Source organism: Halovulum dunhuangense, from assembly GCF_013093415.1.
Lineage (GTDB): Bacteria > Pseudomonadota > Alphaproteobacteria > Rhodobacterales > Rhodobacteraceae > Halovulum > Halovulum dunhuangense.
Genome location: NZ_JABFBC010000001.1, coordinates 2,085,637 through 2,102,903, shown reverse-complemented (window position 1 = coordinate 2,102,903; position 17,267 = coordinate 2,085,637). Strand labels below are relative to the sequence as shown.

Annotated in this window: 16 protein-coding genes and 1 tRNA gene; 7 read left to right on the top strand and 10 right to left on the bottom strand. The window is 68.7% G+C overall.

What is annotated here, in order from left to right; translation table 11 throughout:
• The first annotated feature begins 1 nt into the window (after position 1).
• The gene (locus HMH01_RS10175; protein ID WP_171324929.1) at positions 2-487 is read left to right on the top strand and encodes a DNA polymerase III subunit chi; all 486 of its coding nucleotides are present in this window, start codon (positions 2-4) and stop codon (positions 485-487) included.
• Here the strand turns inward: HMH01_RS10175 and HMH01_RS10170 are convergent.
• The 3 genes from HMH01_RS10170 to HMH01_RS10160 are packed head-to-tail and all read right to left on the bottom strand — an operon-like array spanning position 453 to position 3,543.
• The gene (locus tag HMH01_RS10170) at positions 453-1,043 is read right to left on the bottom strand and encodes a retropepsin-like aspartic protease family protein (protein WP_171324926.1); all 591 of its coding nucleotides are present in this window, start codon (positions 1,041-1,043) and stop codon (positions 453-455) included. The genes HMH01_RS10175 and HMH01_RS10170 overlap by 35 nt on opposite strands.
• Positions 1,040-1,687 carry a MarC family protein gene (locus HMH01_RS10165; RefSeq protein ID WP_171324923.1) on the bottom strand — a complete coding sequence of 216 codons (648 nt, stop codon included), beginning with the start codon at positions 1,685-1,687 and terminating at the stop codon, positions 1,040-1,042. Before HMH01_RS10165 ends, HMH01_RS10170 begins: the two co-directional genes overlap by 4 nt.
• Complete coding sequence (locus HMH01_RS10160) at positions 1,684-3,543, bottom strand: ABC-F family ATP-binding cassette domain-containing protein (RefSeq protein WP_171324920.1); 1,860 nt, start codon at positions 3,541-3,543, stop codon at positions 1,684-1,686. Before HMH01_RS10160 ends, HMH01_RS10165 begins: the two co-directional genes overlap by 4 nt.
• 118 nt (positions 3,544-3,661) lie before the next feature.
• On the opposite strand from HMH01_RS10160, the gene ndk reads away from it, so the two are divergent.
• Positions 3,662-4,084 (top strand): nucleoside-diphosphate kinase, encoded by a 423-nt coding sequence (gene ndk / locus HMH01_RS10155; RefSeq protein ID WP_171324917.1) that lies wholly within the window; start codon positions 3,662-3,664, stop codon positions 4,082-4,084.
• A 56-nt stretch (positions 4,085-4,140) separates the two neighbouring features.
• On the opposite strand, the gene HMH01_RS10150 is transcribed toward ndk, so the two are convergent.
• From HMH01_RS10150 to purM, 3 genes are read right to left on the bottom strand one after another with little or no spacing between them, the layout of a single operon-like run.
• Complete coding sequence (locus tag HMH01_RS10150) at positions 4,141-4,476, bottom strand: TfoX/Sxy family DNA transformation protein (protein ID WP_171324914.1); 336 nt, start codon at positions 4,474-4,476, stop codon at positions 4,141-4,143.
• Positions 4,473-5,066: a phosphoribosylglycinamide formyltransferase gene (purN, locus tag HMH01_RS10145; protein WP_171324911.1), complete on the bottom strand. Its 594-nt coding sequence runs from the start codon at positions 5,064-5,066 to the stop codon at positions 4,473-4,475. The genes HMH01_RS10150 and purN overlap by 4 nt, the downstream gene beginning before the upstream one ends.
• The gene (purM, locus tag HMH01_RS10140; protein WP_171324908.1) at positions 5,063-6,097 is read right to left on the bottom strand and encodes a phosphoribosylformylglycinamidine cyclo-ligase; all 1,035 of its coding nucleotides are present in this window, start codon (positions 6,095-6,097) and stop codon (positions 5,063-5,065) included. The genes purN and purM overlap by 4 nt, the downstream gene beginning before the upstream one ends.
• 105 nt (positions 6,098-6,202) lie before the next feature.
• Between purM and HMH01_RS10135 the strand changes: the two genes are divergently transcribed.
• Positions 6,203-6,278: transfer RNA gene (locus tag HMH01_RS10135), tRNA-Ile, on the top strand.
• A 546-nt stretch (positions 6,279-6,824) separates the two neighbouring features.
• On the opposite strand, the gene HMH01_RS10130 is transcribed toward HMH01_RS10135, so the two are convergent.
• Genes HMH01_RS10130 through HMH01_RS10120 form a run of 3 tightly spaced genes read right to left on the bottom strand, consistent with a single transcriptional unit; the run spans position 6,825 to position 11,505 of the window.
• A complete protein-coding gene (locus tag HMH01_RS10130; RefSeq protein WP_171324906.1) occupies positions 6,825-7,625 on the bottom strand; it encodes an alpha/beta fold hydrolase in 801 nt (266 codons plus the stop codon).
• Between the two features lie 53 nt (positions 7,626-7,678).
• Complete coding sequence (locus HMH01_RS10125; RefSeq protein WP_171324903.1) at positions 7,679-9,442, bottom strand: thiamine pyrophosphate-binding protein; 1,764 nt, start codon at positions 9,440-9,442, stop codon at positions 7,679-7,681.
• 53 nt (positions 9,443-9,495) lie between these two features.
• Positions 9,496-11,505, bottom strand: a complete 2,010-nt coding sequence (locus HMH01_RS10120) for a tripartite tricarboxylate transporter permease (RefSeq protein WP_171324900.1) — start codon at positions 11,503-11,505, stop codon at positions 9,496-9,498.
• Positions 11,506-11,721: 216 nt separating this feature from the next.
• On the opposite strand from HMH01_RS10120, the gene HMH01_RS10115 reads away from it, so the two are divergent.
• The 4 genes from HMH01_RS10115 (at position 11,722) to HMH01_RS10100 (ending at position 16,443) form a co-directional block, all read left to right on the top strand.
• Entirely contained in the window at positions 11,722-12,780 is a 1,059-nt protein-coding gene (locus HMH01_RS10115; protein WP_171324897.1) for a Bug family tripartite tricarboxylate transporter substrate binding protein, read from the top strand.
• A gap of 120 nt (positions 12,781-12,900) precedes the next feature.
• Complete coding sequence (locus tag HMH01_RS10110; protein ID WP_171324894.1) at positions 12,901-14,544, top strand: UbiD family decarboxylase; 1,644 nt, start codon at positions 12,901-12,903, stop codon at positions 14,542-14,544.
• 60 nt (positions 14,545-14,604) lie between these two features.
• On the top strand, positions 14,605-15,672 hold the full coding sequence (locus HMH01_RS10105) for an AbrB family transcriptional regulator (protein ID WP_343035221.1): 1,068 nt from the start codon (positions 14,605-14,607) through the stop codon (positions 15,670-15,672).
• Positions 15,673-15,753: 81 nt separating this feature from the next.
• Positions 15,754-16,443 (top strand): GntR family transcriptional regulator, encoded by a 690-nt coding sequence (locus HMH01_RS10100; protein WP_171324888.1) that lies wholly within the window; start codon positions 15,754-15,756, stop codon positions 16,441-16,443.
• On the opposite strand, the gene HMH01_RS10095 is transcribed toward HMH01_RS10100, so the two are convergent.
• The gene (locus HMH01_RS10095; RefSeq protein WP_171324885.1) at positions 16,444-17,259 is read right to left on the bottom strand and encodes an FAD binding domain-containing protein; all 816 of its coding nucleotides are present in this window, start codon (positions 17,257-17,259) and stop codon (positions 16,444-16,446) included. It abuts the gene before it with no gap.
• Positions 17,260-17,267: the final 8 nt, after the last annotated feature.

The following is a 17,267-nucleotide window of genomic DNA, read 5'->3' as shown; positions in this document are numbered from 1 at the left end:
CATGGGCGAGGTGCTGTTCTACCACCTCACCGACACATCGCTGGACCAGAACCTGCCGCGCCTGCTGGAGTTGAGCCTCGGGCGCGGCTGGAAGGTCGTGGTGCGGGCCGGCTCGGACGGACGGCTTGCCCAGATCGACGAGATGCTGTGGACGCAGGGCAAGGACAGCTTCCTGCCCCACGGCACCGCGGCCATGGGTCATGCCGCGTTGCAGCCGGTGTTCCTGACCACGGGCCGCGACAATCCGGCCGGCGCGAATATCCTGATGCTGGTCGCGGGCGCCCGCGTCGATCCGGCCGAGGCGGGGGATTTCGACCGGGTGTGCCTGATCTTCGACGGCAACGACGCGGATGCGCTGACGGCGGCAAGGGCCGACTGGGTCAAGGTGCGCGATGCGGGGCTTTCGGGCACCTACCACGCGCAGGAGGGCGGCACATGGGTGAAGAAGGCCGCTACGGGCGGACCAGAAGCATCCGGTCGGACGTGATCTCGATCCGCTCGAAGCGGTTGAGGTAGTTCATCCCCAGAAGCGAGACGCCCAGTTCCCCGCCATTGACGGACGCGCGGATGTTGCGATCCGTAAGGCCGGCGAAGGTGATTTCCTCGATGCGGATGGGGGCGGTCTGCACCGTGCCGTTCGCCGTGATCGCGCGGCCGCGGAATTCCAGCCGGTCCGGATCGAAGCCGGCCCGCCGGGCATCCTCGAGGGAAAGGACCACCTCGGTCGCGCCGGTATCCACCAGGAAGCGGACGGGCACGCCGTTCACCTGAAGCGTCGCCTCGAAACTGCCGCCGGGGCTGCGGGGCAGGGCGATGCTGCCGCCCGCCAGCCGCTCGGCCCGGGGCGGGGTGGGCGAGAGCTGCGACAGGATCACGTCGCGCTGGCCATAGGCCAGGATCAGCATGAGGAAGATGCCGACCCAGGTCAGCATGTGCCGCAGCTTCGCGCCGATCCCGGCGCGCCCGCCCACGAACAGCATGCCCCCCACGAACAGCAGCAGAAGGCCCAGGTAGATCAGTCTCGCAACGTCGTTCTCGCTCATCCCGCTCCGCCCGGCAGCAGCCCCAGATTGTTCAGCCCGTCGAGGACGAACTGCACCGAAAGCGCCGCCAGCAGCATGCCGAGCAGTCGGGTGATGACGCTGATCCCGGTCTGCCCCAGCAGCCTTTCGACATAGGCGCTCAGCCGGAACAGGATATAGGCCGTGCCGACCACCGCGACCATCATGCCCATGATCGCGGCCTGCGCGGTCAGATCGCCGCTTTGCTGGCCCATCAGCAGGATCATCGTGGCAAGCGCGCCGGGCCCGGCCAGAAGCGGTGTCGCCAGCGGAAAAACCGACGGGTCATGGCTGCCCGCATGGGCGTCCTGCGCCTGCGTGTCCACCGTCTTCTCGCGCCGCTGGGCGCGGCGCTCGAACAGCATTTCCACGGCGATCAGGAACAGCAGGATCCCGCCCGCGATGCGAAAGGCGGGCAGGCCGATCCCCACCAGGTCCAGAAGCCGCTCGCCGGCGATGCCGAACAGGGCAAGCACGCCGATGGCGATGAGGCAGGCGCGCAGGCCGATGCGGTTGCGCGCCTCGCGGCTCATGCCCTGGGTCAGCGCCACGAAGAGCGGTGCAAGGCCCACGGGGTCGATGATGACGAAAAGCGTGACGAAGGCGGTCAGGGCGACGTCGATCATGCGTCTTCCCCCGCCGCTTCCAGCCGCTCCATCGCTTCCATCCACAGGGCCTCGGCGCGCGCCAGCCCGTCCATGACCTCGGCGCGCTTGATCTGCCATTTTTCAAGGGCTTCGGCGCCGTTCTTGAGGTAGAAGTCCGGATCCGCCATGCGCGCATCTATGGTGTCGCGCATTTCCTCCAGCTTCTGTACCCGCGCCTCGCAGCGCCGCGCCTCGGCCCGCAGGTCGGCGCGCTGCGCCTTCGATGCGGGCTTCGGTTTGGGCGCCGGGGCCTTTTCGGGTTTCGCTGGCTTCGCGTCCCCGGACAGAAGCAGCCGGCGATAGGCGTCCAGATCCTCCTCGAAGGGGCGCACCTCGCCGTCCTTGACCAGCCACAGCCGGTCGGCCACCAGGTCAACCAGGTGCGGGTCGTGGCTGACCAGGATCACCGCGCCCGAATACTCGGTCAGCGCCGCGACCAGCGCCTCGCGGCTTTCGATGTCCAGGTGGTTGGTCGGCTCGTCGAGGATGATCATGTGCGGCGCATCGAGCGTGGCCAGAAGCAGCGACAGCCGCGCCTTCTGCCCGCCGGACAGCTGCGCCACCGGGGTCTGCACGATATCGGCGCCGATGCCGCCGGCGGCCAGCTGCGCGCGCAGCTTGGCGGGCGGCGTGTCGGGACGCTCGCGCTGGACATGCTGGAGCGGGGTTTCCTCCAGCCGCAACTCGTCCACCTGGTGCTGGGCGAAATACCCGATGCGAAGCTTGGAGGAGGCATGCACCTTCCCCTCCATCGCCGAAAGCCGACCGGCGATCAGCTTCGAGAGCGTGGACTTGCCCTGGCCGTTCGCGCCCAGAAGGGCGATGCGGTCGTCCTGGTCGATGCGCAGGTTCAGCTTGCGCAGCACCGGCTTGCCGCCATAGCCGACGCTCACATCCTCCAGCCGCACGATGGGCGGGGACAGCGGTTCGGGCTGCGGAAAGGCGAAGCGCGCGACATTTTCCTCGATCGCGACGCTGATCGTGTCCATCCGCTCCAGCGCCTTGATCCGCGACTGCGCCTGCCGCGCCTTCGACGCCTTGGCGCGGAAACGGTCGATGAAGCTCTGGATATGCGCCCGCTCGGAGGCCTGCTTGCGCGCCATGGCCTGCTGATGCTCAAGCCGCGCGGCGCGGGTGCGGGCGAAGCTGTCGTAATTGCCGCCGTAAAGCGTGAGCTTCTTCTGGTCCAGGTGCAGGATCGACGTGACCGAGCGGTTCAGAAGCTGCCGGTCATGGCTGATGACGATGACCGTGTGCGGATAGCGCGCGAGATACCCCTCGAGCCAGAGCGTTCCCTCCAGGTCGAGATAGTTGGTGGGCTCGTCCAGCAGCAGCAGGTCGGGTTCGGCGAACAGCACCGCCGCCAGCGCGACGCGCATCCGCCAGCCGCCCGAGAAATCCTTGCACGGGCGTTGCTGCGCCACGGCGTCGAAGCCCAGCCCGTGCAGGATCGCGCCGGCCCGCGCCTCGGCGGAATAGGCGTCTATATCGGCCAGCCGCGTCTGGATCTCGGCGATGCGGTGGGGATCGGTGGCGGTCCCCGCCTCCCTCAGCAGGGAGGCGCGTTCGGTGTCGGCTTCCAGCACCGTCTCGATCAGCGACACGTCCGAGGCGGGCGCCTCCTGCGCGACGCCGCCGATGCGGGCGCCCCTTGGCAGCTCGATCTCGCCGCCATCCAGCGACAGCTCGCCCCGGATCAGCCGGAAGAGCGTGGTCTTGCCGGTGCCGTTGCGCCCCACAAGGCCCACCTTGTGGCCGGCGGGGATGACCGCGCTCGCCCCTTCGAACAGCGGGCGGCCGGCTACGCTGTATCTGATGTCGCTGATCCTGAGCATGGCCCCCGTTTGACGGCTTCGCCGTGGGCTGTCAACGGCGCGCGATTTGCCCCCTTTAACGCCGCTGCGGCCCGTGCTAGGCCCCCGCGCGACGCAGATCCAACCCGAGGACTTTCCAATGGCGATCCAACGCACCTTTTCGATCATCAAGCCCGACGCGACCCGCCGCAACCTGACCGGCAAGATCAACGCCAAGCTGGAAGAAGCCGGCCTGCGCATCATCGCGCAGAAGCGCATCCACCTGACCCAGGCCCAGGCCGGGCAGTTCTACGCCGTCCACAAGGAACGCCCCTTCTTCGGCGAGCTGGTCGAGTTCATGGCTTCCGAGCCGATCGTGGTCCAGGTGCTGGAAGGCGAGGACGCGATCGCGAAGAACCGCGAAGTGATGGGCGCGACCAACCCCGCCGATGCCGCCGAAGGCACGATCCGCAAGGAATTCGCGCTGTCGATCGGCGAGAACTCGATCCACGGCTCCGACGGCCCCGACACCGCCGCAACCGAGATCGCCTTCTTCTTCTCGGGGCTCGAACTGGTCGGCTGACGGGCCGTCCCCAACCAGAATTCGCAAGGGCCGCGGCGACGCGGCCCTTTTTCGTCTCAGCGCCCCGGCCGGTCCACCACTCCGAGCCGATCCAGCTCCGCCTCCAGCGCCGACGGGTGGTCAGGCTTGCTGCCGCCGACGATCGCATCGAAGCGCAGGCGGAGTGCTGCCTTTTCCTCCGGGTCGATGTCGTTCCAGTGCCGGCCCTGAAGCCCCAGCACCAGCGCGTAATAGCCGATGAAATGCGGCCGCGTGCCGGAAGCGATCAGCCGCGCATAGGCCGCGTCCGCGCCGATCTCGCGCACATCCTCGGCATTGTGCAGCCCCGCGCGGGCAAAGCCCTCGACCGATTTCGGCCCGATGTTGCGGATCGCGTGGACCGGCTCGCTCACAGCAGCGCGAACCGCGCGCGGTTGCCGGCGGCGAAGCGGCGCAGCGCCTCGGGGTAGAGGCGGTGCTCGGCCGGCAGCAGCCTTGCGGCCAGCGTGTCGGGCGTGTCATCCGGCAGGATCGGCACCACCGCCTGGCCCAGTATCGGGCCCGCATCAAGATCGGCGATGACCTCGTGCACCGTCGCCCCATGCACCGCCATGCCGGACGCGATGGCGCGCGCATGGGTGTCAAGCCCCTTGAAGAGCGGCAGAAGCGAGGGGTGGATGTTCAGGATCCGTCCCTCCCAGCGGGCGATGAAATCGGCGCTGAGCACGCGCATGAAGCCCGCGAGGCACAGGATCTCGGCGCCCGCGTCGCGCAGGGCCGCATCCATTTCCGCCTCGAATTCGGGCTTGGGGCGCCCGCGATGATCCACCACCGCCGTGGGCACGCCAAGCGCCGCCGCGTGCTTCAGCCCCTTCGCCTCGGGCCGGTTCGACAGCACCAGCACGGGCCGCGCCGGATGATCCGCGCCCTGCATCGATTCCACCAGCCGAAGCATGTTGGAACCCGTGCCCGAGATCAGGATCGCGACCGCCCTGTGCGTCATGCCAGCCGGCCGCGATAGCTGACGCCCTTGCCCGGCACCACATGGCCAATCACATGCACCGTCTCGCCCGCCTCGCGCAGAAGGGATGCCAGCACCTCGGCCCGGTCGGGGGCGACGGCGGCGATCATGCCGATGCCGCAGTTATAGGTCTTGAGCGCCTCGGCCTCGTCCAGTTCGGCCGTTTCCAGCAGCCAGCGGAACACCGGGGGCAGATCCCATGCGCCAAGGTCGATCTCGGCGCCCAGCCCCTCGGGCAGCACGCGGGGCAGGTTCTCGGTCAGGCCGCCGCCGGTGATATGGGCCAGCGCATGCACGCCGCCCGCGCGGATGGCGGCAAGGACCGGCGCGACATAGATCCGGGTCGGGGTCAGAAGCGCATTGCCCAGCGGGCCGTCGGCGAAGGGGGCAGGGGCGTCCAGCGAAAGCCCGCTTGCCTCGACCGTGCGGCGCACCAGCGAATAGCCGTTCGAATGCACCCCGTCCGAGGCGAGGCCCAGCAGCACGTCGCCCGCGGCCACACCCGCGGGCAGGCTCTTGCCCCGGTTCACCGCGCCCACGGCAAAGCCCGCCAGGTCGAAATCGCCCGCGGCATACATGCCCGGCATTTCCGCGGTCTCGCCCCCGATCAGGGCGCAGCCCGCCTGGGCACAGCCGGCGGCAATGCCCTCGATTACGGCGGCCGCCTCGTTCACGGCCAGCTTGCCGGTGGCGAAATAGTCAAGGAAGAACAGCGGCTCGGCGCCCTGGCACACAAGGTCGTTGACGCACATCGCGACCAGGTCGATGCCCACGGTCGAGACGTTGGCGCAATCGATCGCCAGCCGAAGCTTGGTGCCCACGCCGTCTGTCGCCGCGACCAGCACGGGGTCGTCGTAGCCCGCCGCCTTGAGATCGAAGAGCGCGCCGAAGCCGCCCAACCCCTCCATCACGCCGGACCGGCGCGTGGCGGCCGCTGCGGGCTTGATCCGCTCCACCAGCGCGTTGCCCGCATCGATATCCACACCCGCCTGCGCATAGGTCAGCTTGGCCATCATTCGCTCCTCTTGCCGCCTGTTGAGCGCCCTTAGCGCAAAGCCGCGGCGAAGGGAACACGCCGCTTGCCCGGCAGGCGGGGCCGGGTTAGGAACATGCCCGGCGGGCCTGTAGCTCAACGGTCAGAGCAGAGCGCTCATAACGCTTTGGTTGGGGGTTCGAATCCCTCCGGGCCTACCACCCGCGCCTTATCCTGCCATGTCATGCGACGTCGCCCGTCCGGCCCTGGGGCTGGCGCATGAATGGTCGGATCTGCCGCAAAGATCTGAATATATGCATTCTGTGTAATGTGGTTCACATACCTCGGACCCCGGGTTCGGTAGGCCGGATCCTGTTGCCGCTGTGGCAACGGAACGTACCGAGGGGTCTGATAATGCTGGTCGTATTTCGAGCCGCGTTCGTGGTTGTTGTGCTCGCCTGCGGGCCGTCCGCGGCGCGCGATGCGGGCGAACGCGGGATCCCGCCCGAAAGGGCGGAGTTGGCGAAGGCCGACACCCCCGAAACCCGTTCCGGCCGGAACCGGGCGCGGGGGCCTGCCGGCAGTCTCATCCTGGTGTCGGCCGCGACCCCCGGTCCCGGGAGTTCCGCATCGCGCGGGCGGAACGTTCATGCAAGCCGGTGACGCCCCTTGCGGGGCACATCGTGTCGGCGCCCGAAGAGGGGGCGCCACCCAGCGCCCGTCGCGGCGCCCCTGGTCGTCGGGACCCGAGGCTGACCGGCTTGCGACTAGCCGTGCAGTTCCAGAAGCAGCGCCGCGATCCGCTCGGGCACTTCCAGCGGCGTGAGGTGGCGCTTGCCGTCAAGCACGGTCAGCGTGGCGCCGGGGATCGCGTCGCGCAGGGCCTCGGCCATGGCGACGGGGGTGGCGTAGTCTTCGGAACCCACGGCAATCCGCACCTTCATGTCGAAGCCGGCCAGATGGGCGCGCTGGTCGCAGCGGCCGAGCATGCGGCACGTCTCGAGATAGGCGGCGGGGTCGTTTGCAAGAAAGACGTCGATCGCGGCCTGCACCTTTTCGGGGTTATCCTCGCGCCAGGCATCGCCGAACCAGCGCGTCTGCTGGAAGGGGATGAGCGATGCAAGCCCCTCGGTCGCGCCCTTCTGGCCGCGTCCTTCCCAGTCGGCGGGGGCGGTCTCGCCATACCAGGCGGTGGTGTCGAACAGGCCAAGCCCCTGCACGCGGTCGCGGTGCCCCGCGGCGAAGGCCAGCGCCACGCAGCCGCCCATGGACGCGCCGCCGATCACCGCGCGGTCCCAGCCGGCATGGTCCAGCACGGCGGCCAGATCGCCTGCGAACTGTTCCACCGTGTAGGGGCCGGCGGGCTTGTCCGAGGCGCCGTGGCCCCGGCAGTCGGGCGCGAGCACGGCGCAATCGGCCGGAAGGCTGGCCGCGACTTCGGCCCAGAAATCCCCGGTCATCGCCAGCGAGTGGACAAGCGCGAAGCGGCGGGGCGCGTCGGGGGCGCCCAAGATGCGGTAGTGGATCGCGGCGCCGTCGGCGGCTGTCGCGGTGGCGTGGTGTGTCATGCTGTTCGCTCCTGTTGGAACCGGCCGCCTGTGCCGCCGGTCCCGCGTGTCACTCAGTCCAGATCGTGCATCGCGGCGCCGATGTATTCGGGGCGCACGCGCACATCGAGCACATAGGCGGCCCCCGCCGCGACCCGCTCGAACGCCTTTTCCAGCGCCGTCGGCAGATCGGCGAGGTCGAACACCGGATCGGCCGCCTCCAGCCCGAGGCTGCGGGCAAGCCCCGCGAGATCCGGCTCGGGCCCCTGCATCCGCTGGCCGATCGGCGCGTTCTCGGGCGCGCGGCGGCGCTTGATCGCGACTTTGATCTGGTGATCCTCGTCGTTGTAGTAGGAGTGGTTGTTGGCGATCAGGAACAGCACCGGCAGCTTCAGCGTGGCGGCGTTCCAGATCGCGGTCAGCCCCATCGTGTAGTCGCCGTCGCCCAGGATCGCGACGGTGGTGCGGTCCGAGCCGATCTCGCGCAGGCCGAGCGCGACACCCACCGCGATCGAGGTTCCGGCGCCAAGCCCGCCGCCCCCGGTATGGCCGAGAAAGCCCAGCGGATGCTCGATCACGTTGGCATTGGTGGGCCAGCCCAGCGGGCGGCTTGTGATGGTCAGGTCACGCCCCTCGCTTGCGCGGCAGAAGGCGCGGGCAAGGTCCATCAGCCCGATCTCGCCCTTGTCCGCCGGGGCGGGGATGTCCCATTTCTTCAGCGGCATGGGGGCCGCGGCGGGGCGCAGCGGCTCCAGCCGTTCGATCAGGCGGCGCACGGCGGTCTCGGGCACGGTGGGGATGTTCACGTCCACCGCGGGAAGCCCGCCGTAATCCATGTTCCACCCGCGATGGATCAGGAAGTCGTTCGAGACGTGGATGATCGGCGGGCGCGGCGTGCCGGCGGGAAAGGCCAGCTTGATCGTGTTCCCGGCATCGAGCCAGTCGAGCATCACGATGGCGTCGGCGTTGCGGATCGCGTCGAGCACCTTGCCCTTCAGCCGCCAGCCGGTTTCGCCCACGAAACAGGGATGGGTGGTCGGAAAGGCCGCCGGCAGCTTCATGTGGGCGGTGGTGCGCGCGCCCAGCATCTCGGCCAGGCGGACGCGGTCGGCCCAGCCGGCTTCGCTGCGGTCGGCGCGGCCGCAGAAGATGAAGGGGCGTTTCGCGGATTTCAGGATCTCCACCGCCTGGTCGAGCGCGGCCGCGGGCGGCTCGGGGTCGGCGGGCGTCTGGAACAGCGACAGCGGGTCGAGCTTCGGCGGCTCTGAAAGCTCCATCTCCTGCACCGACACGTCGAGGTTCACATAGACCGGGCCGGAGGGCCGGGAATTGGCGAGTTGCACGCCGCGGCGGATCGATTCCACCGCCGCCTCGGGCGAGCCGGGCTGGTCGTCCCACTTGGTGTAGCCGCGCACCATGCCGCCCTGGTCGGTGGTGGTGTGGATCCATTCGATCCAGGGCCTGCGCCTGGCCGCGTCCACCGGGCCGGTCGCCCCGATGATGAGCATGGGGATGCGGTCGCACCAGGCGTTGAAGATGCCCATGGAGGCGTGCATCAGGCCCACATTGCTGTGCACCGCGACGGCCAGCGCCTTGTCCGTGACCTTGGCGTAGCCCTGGGCGATGCCGATGGCGTGTTCCTCGTGCATGCAGGTGATGATCTCGGGCGTCCGGTTGCCGAGATGGTTCACCAGCGAATCGTGCAGCCCGCGGTAGCTGGCGCCGGGATTGAGCGCGATATAGGGGAAATCCTGCTCGCGCAGGGCGTCGGCGATGACGTCGCTGCCATAGAGCGTTTCGGACCCTGTCTCTTCGTCGGGCATCGGGGCGGTGTCCATCGGGTATCCTCTCGTGAAAGGAAGCTCTTGTCGTTGTGGGGTGTCGGGCCGGCTCAGAGCAGGCGGCCCGACAGGCTTCTCAGCCCGGGGACCAGGTCGCCCAGAAGCGATTGCGGCCACGGGATATGCAGCGTGCTGTGGAACAGCAGGTAGAGGGCGGCGGCATAGGGAATGAGGATCAGGAGCGCGGTCTTCGGCTTCTCGCGGCCCTCGATCAGCATGTAGGCGGCCGAAAAGAGGATGATCGCGGGAAGCATCCCGACCAGGCGCACGCCGACGATGGCGGCGAGCAGCCAGGCGCCCTGCTTGAGCACCGCGCGAAGCGGCTCGTGCCCGGTGGATTTCACCCCCGAATTCCCGCGGATGAACCAGCCCGCGGCCATGATCGCCACGGCGGCAAGCCCGGCATAGGCGATCACGTTGGGAAACAGCCGCGCCGGCAGGTCCCAGCCGGAAGAAGAGACGAGCGCGTAGAAGAGAAGCCCCGCGACAGCGGCAAGAAGGGCGATGTCGCAGAAGAAGGCCATGCCGCGGTCGGGCCGGGCGGTGTCGGCTGTCTCTCCGTGGCGGACGGGCGCGGTGGTGCCGCGCACGCGCCGCCAGCCCGCCATGATCGGCTGGCGGAACAGCATGAAGGCCATGATGCACAGCAGCACGAAGGGCACCGGCATCAGCATCCATTCCACGCCGTAGCGCAGCTGGGATATGAAGAGGTAATTCTCGACAAGGCCGCCCAGCACGAAGGCCAGGATCAGCGGCGGGCGCGGCCAGTCGAGCCGCTTCATGACCCAGCCCAGCACGCCGAAGGCGACCAGCACGACAAGATCGCCATAGGCCTTGGAACTCTGGTAGGCGCCGACGACCATGATCGACAGGATCAGCGGCACGATGATCGAGGCGCGCACCAGCGCCAGTTTCGCGAACACGCCCGAGGACATGATGCAGAGCCCGGCGCCCAGGATGTTCGCCAGCGCCACGGTCCAGATCAGGGTGAAGGTCACGTCGAGCTTGGAATCGAGCATCTCGGGCCCGGGCGCGATGCCGTGGATCAGGAAGGCGCCCAGCAGGATCGCCATGGAGGCCGAGCCGGGCACGCCGAAGGCGAGGGTGGGGACGAGCGCGCCACCCTCCTTGGCGTTGTTCGATGCCTCGGAGGCGATGACCCCGCGGACATCGCCCTTGCCGAAGGTCTTGTGCGAATCCTTGATTGAGTTGGCGGCGTAGCCGTAGGCCACCCAGTCGATGATGTTCGCGCCGACGCCGGGGATCGACCCCAGCAGCGTGCCGATGGCCGAACAGCGGATGACGAGCCACCAGTTGCGGAACACGTCACGCACCCCCTCGAGCTGCTGCCAGGGGTCGGGCTTGTTGTTGTCGCGCGAGATGGGCTTCTTGTTGGCGCCCAGGTCGATCAGTTCGGGCACCGCGAAAAGGCCCAGCGCGACCGCTACCAGCGACAGCCCGTCCCAGAGATAGAAGCTGCCGAAGGTCCAGCGCAACTCGCCCGTCTGCGGCTCGTCGCCGACGGTGGAAAGCAGCAGGCCCAGGGCCGCGGCGAGCAGGCCCTTGAGCATGGCGCCGCGGCTGAGCGTGACCACGAGTGCAAGGCCCAGAAGGCAGATCGCCAGCATCTCGGGCGTGCCGACCGACATCATGAAGGGGCGCAGGATCGGGATGGAGATGGCCAGCACCACCGCGCCGAACAGGCCGCCGATCACGTTCGCGGCGTAGGACGCGCCGAGCGCGCGCCCCGCCTGGCCCTTCTTGGCCATCTGGTGGCCGTCAAGCACGGTCGCGGCCGAGCCTGCCGTGCCCGGCACGCCGAAGAGGATAGCGGGCGGCGTGTCGCCGGTGGCCACAACCGACTGCACGCCCACGAGGAAGGCGAGCGCGGTATAGGGGTCCATCGCGAAGGTGAAGGGCAGGAGAAGCGACATGCCGACCAGGCCGCCGATGCCGGGGATCACCCCGATGATCAGGCCGAGCACGGTCCCCAGGACCACGAAAAGGATGCGTGACGGATCGGCGATGATCACCAGTGCGTCGACGGCGGCTTCTAGCACCAAGACGAGTTCCCTCCCCAGCTGCGCATGAGCGGGCACCCTGCGCCATTCGTGTTTGCATACGGTTATAATGTATGGCAATAATACTGACAACCGTAAAGCCCGGACCTGAAGTGCCCAAGGTCATGAGCGCAGGGTGCGGCTTGCGGGGTGGGGTCGGGGCGACTGTTCCGGCCACCGTGAAAACGCAATAAGAACAAACCGGGAGAGAGTTACATGCCCATCGGAACGCCTTTCAGACTGACGGCGATGGCGACCGCCTTCGCGGCAAGCGTCACCCTTGGCGCCGCGCCCGCAGAGGCGCAGTCGATCGAGGAGAAATACGCAGGCGAGACGCTGACGATCCTGATCGGCCACCCGCCGGGGGGCTCCTACGACCTTTATGCGCAGCTTGCGGCGGCCTTCCTGGGCGAGCATGTCCCGGGCAATCCGAACGTGATCGTCCAGCACATGCCGGGCGGCGGCGGGCGGCAGGCCTCGGCGCATTTCATCAACAACACCGAGCCTGACGGCATGACGGTCGCGATCCTGCCCGACACGCTGCCCCATATCCAGCTGCTGGAGCCGGAGCGCGCGCAGTGGGACAGCTCGAAGTTCCGCTATATCGGCCGCTTCGCCAACGCGAACGCCGCTTTCCTCGTGCGCAAGGACGCGCCGGCGACCACCATCGAGCAGATGCGCGAGACCGAGATCATCGTCGGCTGCACGGGACGCGGCGCCCGCTCGGGGCAGCAGCCCACTGCGATGCGCAACCTGGCCGGGCTGAAGTTCCGGGTGATCTGCGGCTACCAGGGCTCGGCCGCGACCGAGCTTGCCACCCAGCGTGGCGAGGTGGACATGGTGACCGAGAACTGGGCCGCGGTCGCCGCCAAGCCCGAGCAGGTCGAATCGGGCGAGATGATCGTGGTGCTCCAGGCCGGGCTCGAGCGTGACCCGGACCTGCCGGACGTGCCGCTGCTCTTCGAGGTGGTGGACGACCCCAAGGCCAAGGAGGTGCTGCGCTTCATCTCGGCGGGCGCGCCGATCGGGCGCTCGATGATGATCCATCCCGACACCGACGAGGAAACCATCGCGGCGCTGCGCGAGGCGTTCGACGCGATGGCCTCGGATCCCGACTTCCTGGCCGAGGCCGAGCGGCGGCAGGCGATCATCGACCCGATGGGCGGCGCCGAGGTCGAGGCGATCATGGCCGAGCTGATGAAGACACCCGCCGAAATCATCGAGGCCGCGCAGGTCGCGATGGACGCATCCGCCGCCGAAGAAGTGGCACAGTAAGGCAGCCTTGCCGGGGCGGCATGTCCGCCCCGGTCTTTTCCCGGCAGGAATTCCACGGCCTGCGGCGGCCCGCACGCAACCCGCCCCAGCCCCTGAAATTCCCGATTGAAGGAGCCCACGATGTCAGCGCAGTCCCCCGCGCCACAGGATCAGCATGCCCCGGCCGATCTTCAGGAACATATCGCCCGGCTGGAGGCGCGCGGCCTTCTGACCCGGATCGAGCGCCGGATCGACAAGGACAGCGAGTTGCATCCGCTGGCCCGCTGGCAGTTCCAGGGCGGGCTGGGCGACGCCGAGCGCCGCGCCTTCCTGTTCACCGACGTGACCGACGCGCAGGGGCGCGACTACGACATTCCGGTGATCGTCGGCGCACTGGCCGGATCGCCCGAGATCTATGCCACGGGGCTTGGCGTCGATGTCGCGGATATCGGCGATGTCTGGGTGCGCGCGATGCAGAACCCCATCCCGCCGGTGCATGTGGACGACGCCCCCTGCCACGAGGTGGTGATGACCGGCGAGGATCTGACCCGGCCCGGCGGCGGGCTGGCCTGCCTGCCGGTGCCGATATCGACCCCCGGGTTCGACGCCGCCCCCTACCTGACCGCGACGCTGGTGGTGACCCGCGATCCCGAGAACGGGGTGCAGAACATGGGCACCTATCGCGGGCAGCTGAAGGCGCAGGACCGGCTGGGCGTGCGCATGGCCAGCCGGCTGGGCGGTGCGGGGGGCTATCAGCACTGGCTGAAATACAAGGAACGCGGCGAGCCGATGCCGGTCGCCATCGTGATCGGCTGCGCGCCCGCGATCCTGTTCACCGGGCCGCAGAAGCTGGCCATCGACGTGGACGAGATGGACGTGGCGGGCGGCCTGATGGGCAAGCCGGTGCGCGCGACGAAGTGCCGGACGCAGGACCTGGTGGTGCCGGCCGACAGCGAGATCGTGATCGAGGGGCTGATCGCGACCGACTACCTGGAGCCCGAGGGCCCCTTCGGCGAAAGCCACGGGCATGTCGCGCTCGAGGATTTCAACATGTCGATGCAGGTGACGGCGATCACCATGCGCCGCAAGCCGGTCTTCGTCTCGATCGTCAGCCAGGTGACGCCCAGCGAATCCTCGGTGCTGAAGAAGGTGGCCTACGAGCCGCTCTACCTTCAGCACCTGAAGAAGGTGCTGAACGTGAAGGGCATCAGGCGGGTCGTGATGCACGAGCCGCTGACCAACATCCGCAAGGTGATCTTTCTCCAGTTCGACCGCAGCGCGCCGCAGACCGAGGTCTGGCGCGGGCTGCATGGCGCGGCGACGTTGCAGGCGCAGTGCGGCAAGGTGGTGATCGCCGTGTCCGAGGATATCGAGCCCAACAATGCCGACGCAATCTTCTGGTCGATCGCCTACCGATCCAACATCACCACGGACGTGGTGACGGTGCCCTACCGCTCGGGCGGGCACGGGCCAAAGTCGAAGGGAAGCGTTGCCGATGGCACGCTGCTGATCGACGCGACGCTCAAGGCCCCTATGCCCCCCTTGGCGCTGCCGGCAGAGCCCTTCATGCGCCGCGCCAGGGAAATCTGGGAAGAGCTGGGCCTGCCGCGCCTGTCGCCGCAGGCGCCATGGCATGGCTACGAGCTGGGCGACTGGGACGCCCGCTGGACCGACTTCGCCGAAAAGGCGGTGGCCGGCCTGTGGGAGGAGAACGGCCGCAACACCTTTGGCCGGCGGCAGGGCGGGATGAAGCCCGAGACGCCCGTGCGCGACATCGAGAAATGAGGCCGGGACACGCCAGGCCGGCCTGAAGCATCCATGAAAAGCAAGAGTGTGCCCGGGAGAGTGAAGCCGCCAGCCCCGCCCCATGCGGGCTGGCGGTTTCTTTTCGCGCTATGCCTGTCGGCGCTTGGCGGTGCGGTGTTCGCATGGGCCGCGATGCCGCTGCCCTGGCTGCTGGGGGCGATGACCGCGACGATGCTGGCCGCGCTGTTGCGGCTGCCGGTTCATGCGCCCGCGGCGATCCGGCCCTATGTGGTGACGGTGATCGGGGTCATGCTGGGATCTGGCTTCACGCCCGCGCTGCTGGGCCACCTGGGAAGCTGGGCGCTGTCGCTTCTGTTCGTGGGCCTTTACCTGATCGTCAGCGGGCTGATCGTGGTGCCCTATTACCGCATCCTAGGCGGGCAGGACCGGGCCACGGCCTATTTCTCGGGCATGCCCGGGGGCCTGAGCGAGATGATGATCATCGGCCGCGACATGGGCGGGGACGACCGCAAGATCGTGCTGGCGCATACCGCGCGGATCTTTCTCTGCGTCTGCCTCGTGGCGTTCTGGTTCCGCGTGTTCGGCGGGCTGGAGGCGCAGGGCGCGGGCGGGCGGCTGGGCATCGCGTTCGCGCAGATCCCGCCGCATGAGCTGGTGCTGCTGGCGCTGGCGGGCGTCGCGGGCTTCGTGCTGGGGCGGCGCCTGCGGATCCCGGCGCCCACCATGATCGGCCCGATGCTGGTCAGCGCCGCGCTGCACATGGGCGGGCTGGTCGTGAGCCCGCCGCCCAGCGAGCTGGTGATCGCGGCGCAGGTGATCCTGGGCACCATCGTCGGGGTGCGCTTTCTGGGGGCTGCACCCGGCGAGGTGCTGCGCGCGCTTGCGCTGGGGCTGGGGGCCACGCTTATCATGATCGGCGTCTCTCTCGGGTTCGCGCTGGGGCTGGAGCGGTTGATCGGGCAGGGCTTCGTGCAGATCCTGCTGGGCTTCGCGCCGGGCGGGTTCACGGAAATGAGCCTGATCGCCCTCGCCCTGCAGGCGGATGTCGCCTATGTCGCCACCCACCACATGGTGCGGATCATCCTCGTGATCCTGTTGGCGCCGCTGATCTTCGCGCTATGGCGTGGCAAAACTCCCGAAGTGTGATTTATTGAATGACTGTCATACGAGTTTAGATGTTCATTGCGTGAGACAGTCTTAAGCCCAGAAACGAAAGCCGCCGAGACAATGCAGATACAGGAAGCCGACGGACTAGTCCCGATCCATCACAACCCGGCGCCGCTGCGCACGCGGATCATCGAATCCATGCGCAGCGCGATCGAGCGCGGGATCCTCAAGCCCGGCGAAAGGCTGGTCGAAAAGGACCTGTGCGACCGGCTGGGGGTCAGCCGCACCTCGCTGCGCGAGGCGCTGCGGGAACTGGAATCCGAAGGGATCGTCGCCTCGGTCACCGCGCGCGGGCTGACGGTGGTGCGGCTGTCCTACCGCGATGCCGAGAACATCTACCGGATCCGCGCCGATATCGAGGCGCTCATCATGGAGCAGTTCATCGAGCGCGCGGACGACGCGGCGCTGAAGACCCTGCTCGATCTGTGCGACCACACGATCGCCTGCTACGAGGCGGGGGATTTCGTGCCCATCGTGGATGCCAAGCGCCAGCTTTACCTGCACCTGTGCACGGTGGCCGAGAACATGGTCGCGCACGAGATCCTGTCCAAGCTGACCCTGCGCACGGCGCAGCTGCGCCGCGGGTCGGTCACGCGGCCGGCCCGGCAGGAACAGAGCATCCGCGAGATGCGCGACCTGAAGGCGGCGATCGCCGCCCGCGACGTGGACGGGGCGCGGCGTGCGGCGCGGTCGCATGTGGAAAGCGCCGCGCGTTCGGCGCTGGAATTCGCGCGGACCCGCAGCGCCTGATCAGAGGATGTTGACGCCGCCCATCGCGCCGGTGGCGCGGCGGGTCATGGCGGCCGCGAGGTCGGCGCGATACTCGGCCGAGCCGTGCATGTCCGACATCATGTCCGTGGCGTCCGGTTCCATTCCCGCCAGCGCGTCCGGCTCGAACCGGCCGTAAAGGGCCGACTCGGCGTCCTCCCAGCGGAACACGCCCGAATTGCCGGCGCCGGTGATGGCGACGCGGACGCAGCCGCCCGACAGGCGCGCGACGAAGGCGGCCGCAAGCGCGTAGCGCGACGCCGGGTTGCGGAACTTGGCGTAGCCGGCGGCCTGCGGGATGGGAAAGGCGATCTCCCGCAGGATCTCCCCCGGCTCGAGCACGGTGGTGTAGATCCCGTCGAAGAAGGCATCGGCGGCGATCCGGCGGCGGTCCGTCAGCAGTTCCGCCGCAAGTCCGAGGACGGCCGCGGGGTAGTCGGCGGCGGGGTCGTTGTTGGCGACCGAGCCGCCCATCGTGCCCAGGTGCCGCACCTGCGTGTCGCCGATGGATCCGGCAAGGCCGGCCAGCGCCGGGATCGCGTCGCGCACGATGGCCGAGGCGGCCACGTCCGCGTGGGTGGTCGCCGCGCCGATCACCAGGCGGTCGTCGCGACGGCGGATGCCGTGCAGGTCCGGGATCCGCCGCAGGTCGATCAGGTCGGTGGGCGCGGCCAGCCGGTTCTTCATCGCCGGGATCAGCGTGTGCCCGCCGGACAGGTAGCTCGGGTCTTCGAGCCGCTCGAACAGGGCGGCGGCCTCGGCCAATGTCGCGGGGCGGTGGTATTCGGTGCGGTACATCAGCGGAC

Bases quoted from the DNA above. Each gene is read 5' to 3' on its own strand.
- HMH01_RS10110 (WP_171324894.1), top strand. From the start codon at position 12,901: ATGTCAGCGCAGTCCCCCGCGCCACAGGATCAGCATGCCCCGGCCGAT.
- HMH01_RS10095 (WP_171324885.1), bottom strand. From the start codon at position 17,259: ATGTACCGCACCGAATACCACCGCCCCGCGACATTGGCCGAGGCCGCC.
- purM (WP_171324908.1), bottom strand. From the start codon at position 6,097: ATGGCCAAGCTGACCTATGCGCAGGCGGGTGTGGATATCGATGCGGGC.
- purN (WP_171324911.1), bottom strand. From the start codon at position 5,066: ATGACGCACAGGGCGGTCGCGATCCTGATCTCGGGCACGGGTTCCAAC.
- HMH01_RS10125 (WP_171324903.1), bottom strand. From the start codon at position 9,442: ATGGACACCGCCCCGATGCCCGACGAAGAGACAGGGTCCGAAACGCTC.
- HMH01_RS10170 (WP_171324926.1), bottom strand. From the start codon at position 1,043: ATGAGCGAGAACGACGTTGCGAGACTGATCTACCTGGGCCTTCTGCTG.
- ndk (WP_171324917.1), top strand. From the start codon at position 3,662: ATGGCGATCCAACGCACCTTTTCGATCATCAAGCCCGACGCGACCCGC.
- HMH01_RS10115 (WP_171324897.1), top strand. From the start codon at position 11,722: ATGCCCATCGGAACGCCTTTCAGACTGACGGCGATGGCGACCGCCTTC.
- HMH01_RS10175 (WP_171324929.1), top strand. From the start codon at position 2: ATGGGCGAGGTGCTGTTCTACCACCTCACCGACACATCGCTGGACCAG.
- HMH01_RS10165 (WP_171324923.1), bottom strand. From the start codon at position 1,687: ATGATCGACGTCGCCCTGACCGCCTTCGTCACGCTTTTCGTCATCATC.
- HMH01_RS10100 (WP_171324888.1), top strand. From the start codon at position 15,754: ATGCAGATACAGGAAGCCGACGGACTAGTCCCGATCCATCACAACCCG.
- HMH01_RS10160 (WP_171324920.1), bottom strand. From the start codon at position 3,543: ATGCTCAGGATCAGCGACATCAGATACAGCGTAGCCGGCCGCCCGCTG.
- HMH01_RS10130 (WP_171324906.1), bottom strand. From the start codon at position 7,625: ATGACACACCACGCCACCGCGACAGCCGCCGACGGCGCCGCGATCCAC.